12 protein-coding genes are annotated in these 12,687 nt (G+C 72.0%); 4 read left to right on the top strand and 8 right to left on the bottom strand.

Annotated features, from left to right (window positions below):
- Window positions 1-71: 71 nt before the first annotated feature.
- Both mshC and ACFT2C_RS01715 read right to left on the bottom strand, forming a co-directional pair.
- Window positions 72-1,382 (bottom strand): cysteine--1-D-myo-inosityl 2-amino-2-deoxy-alpha-D-glucopyranoside ligase, encoded by a 1,311-nt coding sequence (gene mshC / locus ACFT2C_RS01720; protein WP_377205279.1) that lies wholly within the window; start codon window positions 1,380-1,382, stop codon window positions 72-74.
- A 63-nt stretch (window positions 1,383-1,445) separates the two neighbouring features.
- A complete protein-coding gene (locus ACFT2C_RS01715) occupies window positions 1,446-2,366 on the bottom strand; it encodes an undecaprenyl-diphosphate phosphatase (RefSeq protein ID WP_377205278.1) in 921 nt (306 codons plus the stop codon).
- Window positions 2,367-2,434: 68 nt separating this feature from the next.
- On the opposite strand from ACFT2C_RS01715, the gene ACFT2C_RS01710 reads away from it, so the two are divergent.
- Entirely contained in the window at window positions 2,435-3,409 is a 975-nt protein-coding gene (locus ACFT2C_RS01710) for an aldo/keto reductase (RefSeq protein ID WP_377205277.1), read from the top strand.
- Between the two features lie 22 nt (window positions 3,410-3,431).
- Here the strand turns inward: ACFT2C_RS01710 and ACFT2C_RS01705 are convergent, their stop codons facing one another.
- Window positions 3,432-3,758 (bottom strand): primosomal protein, encoded by a 327-nt coding sequence (locus ACFT2C_RS01705; RefSeq protein WP_377205276.1) that lies wholly within the window; start codon window positions 3,756-3,758, stop codon window positions 3,432-3,434.
- 127 nt (window positions 3,759-3,885) lie between these two features.
- Complete coding sequence (locus ACFT2C_RS01700; RefSeq protein WP_377205275.1) at window positions 3,886-4,284, bottom strand: VOC family protein; 399 nt, start codon at window positions 4,282-4,284, stop codon at window positions 3,886-3,888.
- 111 nt (window positions 4,285-4,395) lie between these two features.
- Between ACFT2C_RS01700 and ACFT2C_RS01695 the strand changes: the two genes are divergently transcribed.
- Together ACFT2C_RS01695 and ACFT2C_RS01690 are read left to right on the top strand one after the other, a co-directional pair.
- Window positions 4,396-5,373: a helix-turn-helix transcriptional regulator gene (locus tag ACFT2C_RS01695; RefSeq protein WP_377205274.1), complete on the top strand. Its 978-nt coding sequence runs from the start codon at window positions 4,396-4,398 to the stop codon at window positions 5,371-5,373.
- A gap of 106 nt (window positions 5,374-5,479) precedes the next feature.
- The gene (locus tag ACFT2C_RS01690) at window positions 5,480-5,698 is read left to right on the top strand and encodes a DUF5703 family protein (protein ID WP_377205273.1); all 219 of its coding nucleotides are present in this window, start codon (window positions 5,480-5,482) and stop codon (window positions 5,696-5,698) included.
- Here the strand turns inward: ACFT2C_RS01690 and ACFT2C_RS01685 are convergent, their stop codons facing one another.
- Window positions 5,699-7,048: a M20/M25/M40 family metallo-hydrolase gene (locus tag ACFT2C_RS01685; RefSeq protein WP_377205272.1), complete on the bottom strand. Its 1,350-nt coding sequence runs from the start codon at window positions 7,046-7,048 to the stop codon at window positions 5,699-5,701.
- Between the two features lie 67 nt (window positions 7,049-7,115).
- Entirely contained in the window at window positions 7,116-9,263 is a 2,148-nt protein-coding gene (locus ACFT2C_RS01680; protein ID WP_377205271.1) for a M3 family metallopeptidase, read from the bottom strand.
- Window positions 9,264-9,316: 53 nt separating this feature from the next.
- On the opposite strand from ACFT2C_RS01680, the gene ACFT2C_RS01675 reads away from it, so the two are divergent.
- Complete coding sequence (locus ACFT2C_RS01675; RefSeq protein WP_377205270.1) at window positions 9,317-9,835, top strand: DUF6314 family protein; 519 nt, start codon at window positions 9,317-9,319, stop codon at window positions 9,833-9,835.
- Window positions 9,836-9,909: 74 nt separating this feature from the next.
- Here the strand turns inward: ACFT2C_RS01675 and ACFT2C_RS01670 are convergent, their stop codons facing one another.
- The gene (locus ACFT2C_RS01670) at window positions 9,910-11,202 is read right to left on the bottom strand and encodes an alginate lyase family protein (RefSeq protein ID WP_377205269.1); all 1,293 of its coding nucleotides are present in this window, start codon (window positions 11,200-11,202) and stop codon (window positions 9,910-9,912) included.
- Window positions 11,202-12,533, bottom strand: a complete 1,332-nt coding sequence (locus tag ACFT2C_RS01665) for a ricin-type beta-trefoil lectin domain protein (protein WP_377205268.1) — start codon at window positions 12,531-12,533, stop codon at window positions 11,202-11,204. The genes ACFT2C_RS01670 and ACFT2C_RS01665 overlap by 1 nt, the downstream gene beginning before the upstream one ends.
- Window positions 12,534-12,687 lie beyond the last annotated feature (154 nt).

The following is a 12,687-nucleotide window of genomic DNA, read 5'->3' as shown; positions in this document are numbered from 1 at the left end:
CCCCTCGCGTGGTGCTGGTCTACCTGGCTCCAACCTGGCTCCAACCTGGTGCGAATCGAGCCCTCGAACGGTCAGATACGCACTCCGAGCAGGGCGTTCATCATGCGGGCCATGATCCCGGGAGCGCCTTCCTCGTCCGCGGACATGTCCCGCGAGGGCGCCAGGGACTCCTCGGCCCAGGCGTCGACGGCGGCCAGCGCGGCCGGCGCGTCGAGGTCGTCCGCGAGCGCCGCACGGACCGCGGCCAGGGTCGCGTCGGCGGACGGGCCGCCGTTGCCCGAGACCGCGTCGCGCCACCGCACGAGCCGTGCCTCGCCGGCCGGGAGGGACGTCTCGTCCCACTCCCACTCGGTGCGGTAGTGGTGTGCCAGCAGGGCCAGCCGGATCGCCATCGGGTCGTGCCCGGCCTCGCGCAGGCGCGAGACCAGGACCAGGTTCCCGAGTGACTTGCTCATCTTCTCGCCCTCGTAGGCGACCAGGCCGGCGTGCACGTTCGTGCGCGCCCCGACGGGTTCTCCGCCGTCCGGCACCGGACACAGCACGCGCAGGTGCGACGTCGACATCTCGTGGTGCGGGAAGAGCAGGTCGGAGCCGCCGCCCTGGACGTCGAACCGCTCCCCCGCTGCCAGGCCGAGCCCGTCGCGGGCGATCACCGCGCACTCGATGTGCCAGCCCGGGCGCCCGCTACCCAGGGAGCCGCCGTCCCACGCGGGCTCGCCCGAACGCTCGCGGCGCCACAGCAGCGGGTCCAGCGGGTCCTTCTTGCCCGGGTGGGCGGGATCGCCGCCGCGCTCGGCGAAGGTGGCGAGGGCGTGGTCCCGGTCGAGGTGCGCGACGGTCCCGAAGCGTGGGTCGGCGGTGAGGTCGGCGTAGACGTCGCCCAGGTCCGGCCTCGAACCGCCGGCGCCGGCCTCGAGCGGCACGCGGTAGGCCGCCCCGGACTCGATCATGGCGACCACGGCCCGCGCAATCTCGGGCACCGACTCCACGGCGCCCGCCCACGTCCCTGGCGGGATGACGCCGAGCGCCGTCATGTCCTCGCGGAACAGCGCGGTCTGGGACTCGGCGAGCTCGCGCCAGTCCACGCCGGTGGCCTCGGCGCGCTCCAGCAGCGGGTCGTCGACGTCGGTCACGTTCGAGGTGTAGACGACGTCCTTGCCCGCGTCGAGCCACGCGCGCACCAGCAGGTCGAACGCGACGTAGGTGTTCGCGTGCCCGATGTGGGTCGCGTCGTACGGCGTGATGCCGCACGCGTAGAGCCGGGCCTGCGGCCCCGGCGCCGCCTCGACGAGCTCACCGGTCGACGAGTCGTGGACCCGTATCGGTGCGGCAGAGGGGAAGCCGGGAAGCTCCGGGACTTGGGGTGTGGGCCAGGCGTGCACGCGACCAACGATAACCGCCACCTGTGACACTCCCGGACCAGTTCAGGGCCCTGGGAGTGTGTTCTACACGATGCCGCCGTGCGCTTCGATGTGGCCCGACAGCAGCAGCCACACGACCACGGCGGCGAGCGCGAACCGGTAGTACACGAACGGCTTGTACGAGTAGTTCGAGACGACCTTGAGGAACCCGATGATCACCGCGTACCCGACGCCGAAGGCGACGATCGTCGCAATGATGGTGGCCCCCCAGCCGGGCGCCCCGGCGGGTATCGGCTCGCCCAGGGTCTTGAAGAGCTGGTAGAAGCCCGAGCCGAGCACCGCGGGCAGCGCGAGCAGGAACGAGTAGTCCGCCGCGGCCTTGCGGGTGAAGCCCATCGCCAGGCCCGCGGTGATGGTGCCGCCGGACCGGGACACGCCCGGCACGAGCGCGAGGGCCTGCGCCAGGCCGAAGGTGATGGCGCTGCGCCCCGTCAGCGACGTCAGCTCGCGCTCCTGGCGCCCGAAGATGTCGGCCAGGAGCAGCAGCAGCCCGAAGAACGTGAGCGTGAAGACCGTGAGCCACAGGTTGCGGAGCGTGGTCTCGATGTAGTCCTGGAACAGGAGCCCCAGCAGCACGATCGGGACCGAGCCGAAGATGATGTACCAGCCCATCGCGGCGTCGTGGTTCGCGGTGACGCCGGGGCGGCCGTGCCGCACGTCGACGGAGCCGGGGCGCGGCCCCAGCCCGGCCCGGGCGCGCCAGCCGGTGCCGTTGGCACCGGTCAGGGCCTTGAACCAGGCGACGAGGATCGTCCCGATCTTCTGGCGGTAGTAGATGATCACCGCGGCCTCGGTGCCGATCTGCGTGATGGCGGTGAAGGCCGCGCCGGGGTCGCTCGAGCCGATCAGCTCACCGACGATCCGCAGATGCGCCGACGACGAGATCGGCAGGAACTCGGTAAGGCCCTGAACCAGGCCCAGAAGTATCGCTTCCCACGCAGTCACGGGCCGTGACACTACCCCACGGCGCGCCTCCGGACGCACCCGTGGGGGCCGCAGGTAGCCTGCCGCACATGGAACGACGCCGCGTGGGCAGATCGGGCCTGCGGGTCTCTGAACTCGGGCTCGGGACCATGACATGGGGCCGCGACACCGACGAGATCGACGCGGCCGAGCAGGTACGGGACTTCCTCGACGCCGGCGGCACCCTTGTCGACACCGCCGCGAGCTACGCCGACGGCGACGCCGAGCGCGTCATCGGCACCCTGCTGACCGGCAAGGTCGCACGGCACGAGATCGTCCTCGCGACGAAGGCGGGCATCCGCTCCGAGTCCCGGCCCGACGGCGGCTCCGGCCGCGTGGTCGACGCCTCCCGCGGCGCCCTGCTCGACAGCCTGGACGAGTCGCTCGTGCGCATGGGGACTGACCACGTGGACCTGTTCCTCGTGGCCTGCCCCGACCCGAACACCTCCCTCGAGGAGACGTGCAACGCGCTGCGCATAGCCGTCACCAGCGGGCGCGCCCGGTACGTGGGGCTGAGCAACCACCCGGGCTGGGCCACCGCGCGCGTCGCGACGCTGCTCGAGCCCGACGTCGGGCTCGCCGCCGTCGAGCTCGAGTACTCCCTGCTGCAGCGCGGCGTGGAGCGCGACGTGCTCCCCGCCGCCGAGGCCCTGGGGGCCGGGCTGCTCGCCTGGTCACCGCTCGGGCGCGGCGTGCTCACCGGCAAGTACCGGCGCGCCATCCCCGCGGACTCCCGGGCGGCCGGGGCGCTCGCGGGGTTCGTCCAGCCGTACCTGGAGGGGTCGGCGTCCGCCGTCGTCGAGGCCGTGGCGACCGCAGCCGAGGGGCTGGGCCGCACCGCCGGGGAGGTCGCCGTCGCGTGGCTCCTGGAGCGCGAGGGCATAGCGTCGGCGATCGTGGGCGCGCGGACGCCCGCCCAGCTCCGTTCGTCGCTCGAAGCCGTGACCCTCGAGCTGCCGTACGAGGTGCATGCCGCGCTCGACGACGTCTCCGCCCCCGAGATCGGCTACCCCGAACGCTGGTGACCGTGCCCCTGCCCGTGCCTGGTCAGCGCTGCTGCGCAGGCTGCCGCTCGTCCTCCTCCGCGTTCTCCTCGAGGTCGTCCAGGTCGTCGTCGAAGTCGATGTCGTCGAGGTCCTCGTCCTCGTCGTCGTCCTCGTCGTCCTCGTCGATCTCGTCGGCCAGGTAGAAGGGCGTCACCTCGCCGAACACCGTGGCCAAGGAGTCCTCGTACACCTCGTAGGCGTCGGCGAGCACGTCGTACGCGTCGTCGACGGCGGGGTCGTCGTCACTCCGGCGAGTGGCGACCGCGTGATGGTGGGCCTCGAGTGCGGCAATGAGGCGATCGAGCGCGGCACGCGGTTCTACGGTCATGCCTTGAACTGTAGCGCCAGGTCCTGGCCAGCGGGATCGCAAATTCGGATCTTTACTGGGGAACCCCGCGGCGCACCGGGCCCGCCGTCGCCCGCGGCAGCACATCGCTGCGCACGCCCTGCCGCGGCTACCTCGCGAACCGGCCGCGGGCCGCCGTGCCGACCGGCGTGAAGAAGTTGACGAGGTTGCCGTCGGGGTCGCGGAACAGCAGCGACCGGTTGCCCCACGGCATGGTGGTCGGCTCGTTGACGAACACCTCGACCGTCTCGCGGAGCACGGGGTAGAGGGCGTCGACGTCCTCGACGAGGAAGTCGAGCGTCACCGAGCGGTTGGCGCGCGGCTCGGCCGCGCCCGCCCCGAGCAGGGGCACCGTCGCGCTGCTGGCGATCGCCAGCGTCCCGCACGGGGTCGCGATCTCGGCGAACAGCTCGTGGAGCCAGCGGGCCTCGATCCCGGTGATCCGGGTGTAGAAGGCTACGAGGCCCTGCACGTCGTCGGTGATGATGCGGGTGGCGGCGAATTCCATGATCGGAGTGCTCCTGACGTTCCGGTGGGTGGCCCGCGGTCGCGCGCCTGCCGTCACGCTACGAGCAATACCGGGCACTATCCGCCCGCTATCGGACGCATGATGGTCGACATGACTCGACCGACGTCCCGCGTGCTCCAGCTGCTGGAGCTGCTGCAGTCCTCCGGCACACGCACCGCGCGCGGGCTCGCGGAACAGCTCGGTGTCGACGAGCGCACGGTGCGGCGCTACGTGGACCACCTCGTCGAGATGGACATCCCCGTGGAAGCAGTCCGCGGACGGTACGGCGGGTACCGCGTCGCGCCCGGATTCCGGATGCCTCCGCTGATGCTCAGCGACGAGGAGGCGGTGGCCGTGCTGCTCGCGCTCGCGGCCCTGCGCGCGGCGCCGGCGTCCGGCATCTCGGACACCGCGAGCGCCACCGCGGCCGCCAAGATCGGTCGGGCCCTGCCCGAGCGCCTGGCGCGGCGCGCCCGGGCGCTGCTCGACACCACGGTGTTCGACGACCCGCCAGCGCAGGCCCCGGCACCGGACGCGGGGGTGCTGCTCACGGTCGCGGACGCCGTCCGGCACCGCCGGCCGGTCGAGATCCGCTACCGGTCGGCCGACGCCGCTCCGTCCGTGCGCCGGATCCATCCCTACGAGCTGGCCGCCTACCAGGCCAGGTGGTACCTCACGGCGCTCGACACCGGGCGGCAGGCGGAGCGGACGTTCCGGCTCGACCGCATCGCCGGCGCCCGCCTGGTTCCCGGCTCGTTCCCGCCGTCGTCCGTCACGAGGCCGCCGTTGGCCGAGCGCTTCGCCCGCGCCGACCACGCCCACCACGTCACGCTGCGGGTGCGGGCCACCGCGGAACGGATCCGCGCGCGGCTGCCGCCCAGCACGGCGGTCCTCGAGCCCGTCCCCGCGCCGCCGGGCGACGCGGGGACCTGGCACCGGGTCGACATCCGGGCAGTGCACCTCGACTGGGTTCCCGCGGTGATCGCCGCGCTCGACTGCACGGTGGTCGTCGAGCGGCCGGACGAGCTGCGCGAGCTCGTCGGCCGGCTCGCCATCAGGCTTGCCGCGACCTCCAGCACTTTGCCTTGACCGTTCCGTGGGCCACAATGGCCGCTACGAAGCGTGTTGCTGTCACCGCTCCGCGATGAAAACGGCATAAACTGACCTCACCCGCGATCCGAGGACGGTGCATCAGATGGTGAGAGACGGCTCCTTGTTCCGCAAGCACAGTCAGTACGAGTACCGCGTCGTGACGTTCGACCCGGACACCAGCGTGCCGGACGCCCGCCGGCTGCTCACCGAAGAGGCCGAGTACGGCCGCTGGGAACTGGCAAGGACCCTTCTCTACATCGGCGGCAGACGCAAGGTCTGGCTCCGCCGCAAGATCATCAAGGTCTCCTCGACCCTCGACTGATCAGCAGGTCGCCAGCAGGCGGTCCAGGACGCGCGTGCCGAACTTGAGCGCCTCGGTCGGCACCCGCTCGTCGACGCCGTGGAACATGCCCGCGAAGTCCAGGTCGTTCGTGAGCTGCAGCGGCGCGAAGCCGTACCCGGTGATCCCGAGCCGGTGCAGCGACTTGTTGTCCGTGCCGCCCGACAGCGTGTACGGCAGCACGGTCGCGCCCGGGTCCTCGGCGTCGAGCGCGGCGACCATGGCGTCCACGAGGGAGCCGCGGAACGGCACCTCGAGCGCCGTGTCCAGGTGGATCGGCTCGATCCGGACGCGGGGGCCGGCGAGCTCGCGGATCGTCGCCATGCCGGACTCCTCCTGGCCGGGCAGGAGCCGCACGTCGATCGCCGCCTCGGCACGGCCGGGGATCACGTTCGCCTTGTAGCCGGCGTCGAGCTGGGTCGGGTTGGACGTGTTGCGCACGGTAGCGCCCACGAATTTCGCGACCGGGCCGAGGGCGTCGACCAGCGCGTCGATCGTCGCCGGGTCGTCGTAGTCCACGGGCAGGCCCGTGAGGTCCCCGACGCCGCGCAGCAGCGCGTCCACGGTGGGCGTGATCGCGTACGGCCAGGCGTGCTGCCCGATCCGCGCGACGGCGGCGGCGAGCTCCGTCACCGCGTTGTCCGGGTTGACCTGCGAGCCGTGCCCGGCGCGGCCGTCCGCGATCAGGCGCAGCCAGGCGATCCCCTTCTCCGCCGTCTGCAGCAGGTAGGCGCGCTTGCCGCCCACCTCGACCGAGTAGCCGCCGACCTCGGAGATCGCCTCGGTGGCGCCCTCGAACAGCTCGGGGCGGTGGTCCACGGCCCAGCGGGCACCGTAGACGCCGCCGGCCTCCTCGTCGGCGAAGAACGCGACCACGACGTCGCGCGCCGGTTTGCGCCCCTCGCGCACCATCTGCCGCACGACCGCCAGGATCATGGCGTCCATGTCCTTCATGTCGACGGCGCCGCGGCCCCAGATCAGACCGCCCGTCGGCCCATCGGTGACTTCAGCGCCGAACGGGTCGACGCTCCAGTCGTCCTTCGCCGCCGGCACCACGTCCAGGTGCCCGTGCAGGACGAGTGCGGGGCGGCTCCGGTCCTGCCCCTCCAGCCGCAGGACGACGGAGGCGCGCCCCGGGCTGGACTCGAACAGCTCGGGCTCCAGCCCGACCTCGTGCAGCAGCTCCATGACGTACTCGGCCGCGGCACGCTCCCCCGGGCCCTCGTTGGTTCCGTAGTTGGACGTGTCGATCCGGATCAGCTCCTGGCAGATCCGGATGACCTCGTCGGCGGCGGTGGGCACGGGCGTGGGGGTCGGAACAGTCTCAGTCACGGGGCCACCGTAACCGGCCCGTGGGAAACGGCCGGCCCCGGCCGGGCACCGTCTCGATGGCTGAACCTCAGGCCAGGCCGCGGCGCTTGAGCAGCGGCGCGATGTCCGCCGTCCGACCGCGCAGGTCCTCGAACGACGCCAGCGGGTCCTGCGACCCGCCGCGCGCGAGCAGCTTGCGCCGGAACGCCTCGCCGTTCTCGCGGGTCAGGCCGCCGTTCTCGGCGTACCACTCGACGGTGTCGGCGTCGAGGACCTCCGACCAGATGTAGGAGTAGTACCCGGCCGAGTACCCGCCGCCGAAGATGTGGTTGAAGTAGGTGCTGCGGTACCGCGGCGGCACGGACTCGAAGTCGACCCCGGCCGCGGCGAGCGCCGCCGCCTCGAACGGCAGCACGTCCTCCACGGCGGTGGGCACGTCCGACGGCGCGAGCTGGTGCCACGCCTGGTCGAGCAGCGCGGCGGCGAGGTACTCCGTCGTCGAGAAGCCCTCGCCCCAGATGCGGGAGGCGAGCATGGTGTCGACCCACTCGGCCGGCATCGGCTCGCCCGTGGCGTGGTGGACGGCGAAGGACCGCAGGATCTCCGGCTCCCACGACCACATCTCGTTGACCTGCGACGGGTACTCGACGAAGTCGCGCGGCACGGACGTGCCCGACTGCGACGGGTAGCGCACCTCGCTGAGCAGCCCGTGCAGCGCGTGCCCGAACTCGTGGAACAGCGTGGTGACCTCGTCCCACACGAGGAGGGTGGGCTCGCCCGCCGGGGGCCGCACGATGTTGAGGTTGTTGACCACCACGGGCTTCTGGCCGAGCAGGTGGCTCTGGTGCACGAGGCTGTCCATCCAGGCGCCGCCACGCTTGGACTCGCGCGTGTACCAGTCGGCGAGGAACAGGCCGAGACCGGTGTTCGGCTCCCCCGGCTCGGGCGCGTCGAACACCTCGAAGACACGGACGTCCGGGTGGTAGCCCGGCAGGTCGGCGCGCTCGGCGAAGGAGAGCCCGAACAACAGGTTCGCGGCCTTGAACACGCCGTCGTGCACCACGCGCTCCAGCTCCAGGTAGGGGCGCAGGGCGGCATCGTCCAGGTTGAACCGCTCCTTGCGCACCGCCTCGTTGAGGTAGGACCAGTCGGCGGCGGCCACGGTGCCAGGGCCTGCGCTGCCCGATCCTTCGACGGGCTCAGGACGGCGCGCCGCGTCGCTCACCTTCGCGAGCTCGCTCGCCTCCCGCCGCGCGTTGGCGACGGCGGCCGGCGCCAGCCGCGCGAGCATCTCGTTGACGGCGGCCGTGGTGCCCGCCGTCGCGTCCGCGGCGATGTACGCGGCGTGGTGCTCGTAGCCGAGGAGCTGAGCCTGCTCCGCCCGCAGGCGGGCGAGCTCGAGGAGGATCTCGCGGGTGTCGTTCTCGCCGCCCGTCGCGCCGCGTGCCGCGGAGGCCTCCTGGACCCGCGCCCGGAGCCCGGCGTCCGCCAGGGAGGCGAGCACGTTCTGGTGCGTGAAGAGCTGCATCTCCAGGAGCCAGCCCTCCTGGCCCCGGGCCTCGGCGGCGGCGCGGGCGCCGGCCTTGGCGTCCGGGGAGAGGCCCGCGAGCTCGGCCTCGTCGGTGACCAGCACGCTCGCCTCGTTGGCGCCCGCCAGGAGCTTGCGGCCGAAGCTCGCCTGCAGCGACGTGATCCGCGAGTTGAGGTCGCGCAGCGTGTCCTGGTCGGCGTCGGACAGCGCGATGCCGGCCCGCTCGAACTGCGTCATGAGCTTCTCGAGCAGGTACGCGGTGTCGGGTTCGAGCGCCAGGGTGCCTGCGGCGGCGGCGTCGGCCAGGGACTTCACGCGGGCAAAGAGGCGCGGGTCCATCAGGATGGCGTCCTGGTGCGCCGCGAGCTGCGGCGCGATCCGCTCCTGGATGTCCTCCAGGCCGGGCGTGGAGTCGGAGGGAAGCTGGTTGTAGAACGCCGTCGCCGCGCGGCCCAGGAGCTGGCCCGCGCGCTCCAGCGCCTCCAGGGTGTTCTCGACGGTGGCCGGCTCCGGGCTGGTCGCGATGGCCTCGACCTCGGCGCGATGGGCGGCCATGCCGGCGACGATCGCGGGCTCGTAGTGCTCCTCGCGGATCGCCGAGAAGTCGGGCAGGCCGTACGGGAGGTCCGACGGGGCGGCGAGGGGGTTGGCCGGGTCGAGGACGGCGTCCGCGCCTTGGAAGGTGGTGTCGCTGGCGGAGGTCATACGTACATCTTTACGCATACGTCCGGCGTGCCCGGGACGTTTATCGTTGAGCCGTGGATCCTCTCCGTCTCGTGGGCACGTGGGACTTCCGGCGGGAGGTCGGCGACCACCGTGACGGCGCGGAGTACACGGCGCGGGGCCGGGCCGAGCTCGCCCCGGAGGACGACGGCCGGATCCGGTGGGCGGAGCACGGCACCCTGACCTGGTCCGCGGGATCCACTCCCGTGTCGCGCACGCTGTTCCTGGTCCGGGAGCTGCCGGACGCCGACCCCGCAGCCGGCGTCGGCCTCACCACCGTCGGCCCCGAGACGAGCCCGGGCCCCTGGCGCGTCACGTTCGAGGACGGCCGGGACTTCCACCCCTGGACTGTCGGCGCCGTCGAGCACCTCTGCGGTCGCGACATCTACGAGGGCGGCGTCGAGATCCCGGAGGAGCCGGCGCCGCCGCCGGACCTGTCGTCGAACGTGTCGCCGCCCCCGCCGTCGGACCTGTCGTGGGAGCTGCGCTGGCGCGTCACTGGCCCGGAGAAGGACTACACGATGCGCACGACCTACTCCCGCCGACCTCGCTGAGTGCGGGATATTTGCGGGTTTACGGCCGTCAGTCCCGCAAATAGCCCGCACTCAACGGGCCGGCATCGCGAGCTTCAGTCCAAGACGTGCGGGTTGTCCGCGTGGGTCAGGGTCTCCCAGACGACGAACAGGTTGTTCGTGCCCTGCGGGCGGGTGGACTCCGTCAGCGCCTGCGTGTTGGTCATGGCGTGGCCCTGCCGGTTGTGCAGCGCGTTGAACCCGACCTCGGTGATCGGGCCGAGACCCAGGTTCACCGCGCCGCCGCAGAGCCACGACGGCACCGCGGCGCCCCGCTGGTAGGTCGAGTGGAACCCCAGCGCGTAGCGCAGCCGCTCCCCCACCTGCGGGTACAGGTCGTCACCCTGGATTGCCGCGGTCTCCGCGACGTGCGAGATCGCCGAGATGCCGTAGCCCGTGTGCGTGAAGTCCCGGCAGGTCTCCTGCGCCAGGCCGTTGACCAGGGTGCGCTGGTTGTGCCAGTACGCGAAGATCTCGTCGGGCGTGTCCCGCCCGGAGCCGGGCACGGTGCGCGGCACCGACCCGTCCGACGTCAGGTAGATGAACGCGGGCACCCGGACGAGGAACCGCTGGCGGGCCGAGGCGTACGCGTTCCGGTCGTCGAGGAAGACGGCGATGCCGACGGCCGCCTCCATCATCGACAGCTCCCAGTTGCCGTTGCTGTTGGACCCGTTGATCACCTCGGGCAGGTAGACGTCGCGCAGCATCGTCTCGAACCGGTCGACGTCGGCCGCGGCCCAGCCGGCGCCCGTGTACCGGATGATCTCCGCGGCCCGCGGCCACACCGAGCCCGCCCACGCCGTCTGCAGCGGCGCGTTGGAGTTGGTGTGGTCGCGGATGACGGGCGACCACGCGTTCATGATCGAGATCGCCTTCTGCGCGTACCGCGCGTCCCCGGTCACCGACCAGGCCAGGGCGTGGGTGTACGCGGCTATCGCGTCCTCGCGTTCGTCGGTGCACCCGTAGTTGGGGTTGGAGTACGACCCGCACTCGACGACCGCGCGCGGGTGCGGCGTGTAGGACAGCGACGCGTACCGGCTGCCCATCATCGAGTCGTACGCGCTGCGCCAGGGCTGCGCGCCGGCCCGCACCTGCTGCCGGACGAAGTCGAGCTGCGGCCGGCTGACGTGCACACCCGGGTGGGTGAACGTGGTGGGTACGTCGGCGGGCACGGCAGCCGGCCCGTCGTCGGGCAGAGCCTGTTGCCCGACGACGGAGGCCGCCCTCGGCGCGGCCGTCGCCGTCCCGCTGGCCGTCCCCGCCGTCGACAGCAGCAGGCCGAGGGACACCGCGACGCTGACGCCGGCCGCGAGCAGAGTTCCCGCCGCGCCGTGTCGTCCGGTGCGCATCAGAACCCCGCCGTGATGCGCGTGAAGTCGAACCCCGGCTGGTCCCGGTTGACGGACCAGAACGCCAGCCGCGTCAGCCCGTTGTTCCGCGCGTAGTCACGGATCTGCGTCCAGGCGGCGGTGGTGGTGATCTCGCCCTGGTCGGAGCTCCCGTTCATGCCGGAGATGCCCATGTGCGCGTACGCCTGGGCGTCGGTCCACCCGCGGGCGGCCTTGAGCTGGTTCTTCAGCCCCTCGGACGCGTTGATCGTGTCCTGCGCGATGTTCGAGGAGCCGAAGTTGAACGGCATGATCGTGTAGTTGTCGATCGGGACGCCCAGCTGCGCGGCCCGGTTGATCAGCCGGGTGCCCGCACCCTCCGGGCCGCTGCGGCCGGTGCCGATCGTGACGGCGATCTTCACGTTCGGGTTGTTCTGCTTGACGATGATCAGGCCCTGCAGGATGCGGTCCTGGACGGCTGCGTTCTCGAACTCGTCGGAGTTCTCGATGTCGAAGTCCACGACGTTCGGCTGGTGCGCGTTGATGACCTGCTGCACGGCCCCCGCGTAGGCGGCCGGCGTCGAGCAGTTCGGGCCGAGCTTGTTGCCCGACCATCCGCCGAACGAGATCTGTACCTGGCCGCCCGCGGCCTTGATCGCGTTGATGGTCTGCTGGTCGACGCCGCCGGTGAGCGGGCGGCTGCCGTCCCAGGCGGGGTTGCAGCCGCCGGACGACAGGATGAACGCCATGGTGAACGCCCGCACGCCCGTCTGGCTCATCACCGACGTGGCGCTCGGCGGGTTGCCCCAGCCGAGGTAGAGGTACGGCGCGGCCGGCATCTTCGCCGGGTTGGGGTCGGGGTTGCCGCCGCCGGACGGGAGCGTCCAGCGCTGGTTGTCCCCGGCGAAGCAGTCCCAGAGCTGCAGGGGTGTGCCGTCGGCCGAGCTGGGCCCGGTCGCGTCGAGGCACTTGCCCAGCGCGCGCAGGGTGCCGTCCGTTGCGGCCGTCCACCGCTGCGCGGCGGTGCCGTTGCAGTCCCAGATCTGCACGCGGGTGCCGTTGGCAGTGCCGCTGCCTGCGACGTCGAGGCACTTGCCGAGCGCACGGACCGTGCCGTCGGCGCGTACGTCCCAGCTCTGGGCGTTCGTGCCGTTGCAGCCGTAGAGCTGGACCTGCGTGCCGTTCGCCGAGCTCGCGCTCGCGACGTCGACGCACTTGCCGCCGTATCCCGTGATGCTCCCGGTGGCGGCCTGCGCGGGCAGCGCACCGCCGCCGAGCGCGAAGGCCGTGACCAGAGCCATGGACAGAGCTGCGAGGCCACCGAACACACGGCGCCGTAGACGTGCTTGCATGGTCGTCCTCCTCAAACTTTCAGGCCTGTAAGTGAGGAGACGGTACGGCCGACCCTGGGCGCCCCACATCAGGGCTTCCCCGTACACCAACCACACCCCCTTGTTGTGGGCGTGATCGTTGCGCCCAAAAACCGGCGCGAAGGCGCAACGACTG

Source organism: Promicromonospora sp. NPDC057138, assembly GCF_042670845.1.
Lineage (GTDB): Bacteria > Actinomycetota > Actinomycetes > Actinomycetales > Cellulomonadaceae > Promicromonospora.
Note: the sequence above shows the minus strand (reverse complement) of the source record. Positions and strands in the feature narration are given on the sequence as shown.

Excerpts from the sequence above, each read along its gene's own strand:
- ACFT2C_RS01710 (WP_377205277.1), top strand. The coding sequence starts at position 2,435 with ATGGAACGACGCCGCGTGGGCAGATCGGGCCTGCGGGTCTCTGAACTC.
- ACFT2C_RS01705 (WP_377205276.1), bottom strand. The coding sequence starts at position 3,758 with ATGACCGTAGAACCGCGTGCCGCGCTCGATCGCCTCATTGCCGCACTC.
- ACFT2C_RS01700 (WP_377205275.1), bottom strand. The coding sequence starts at position 4,284 with ATGGAATTCGCCGCCACCCGCATCATCACCGACGACGTGCAGGGCCTC.
- ACFT2C_RS01695 (WP_377205274.1), top strand. The coding sequence starts at position 4,396 with ATGACTCGACCGACGTCCCGCGTGCTCCAGCTGCTGGAGCTGCTGCAG.
- ACFT2C_RS01690 (WP_377205273.1), top strand. The coding sequence starts at position 5,480 with ATGGTGAGAGACGGCTCCTTGTTCCGCAAGCACAGTCAGTACGAGTAC.
- ACFT2C_RS01680 (WP_377205271.1), bottom strand. The coding sequence starts at position 9,263 with ATGACCTCCGCCAGCGACACCACCTTCCAAGGCGCGGACGCCGTCCTC.
- ACFT2C_RS01670 (WP_377205269.1), bottom strand. The coding sequence starts at position 11,202 with ATGCGCACCGGACGACACGGCGCGGCGGGAACTCTGCTCGCGGCCGGC.
- ACFT2C_RS01665 (WP_377205268.1), bottom strand. The coding sequence starts at position 12,533 with ATGCAAGCACGTCTACGGCGCCGTGTGTTCGGTGGCCTCGCAGCTCTG.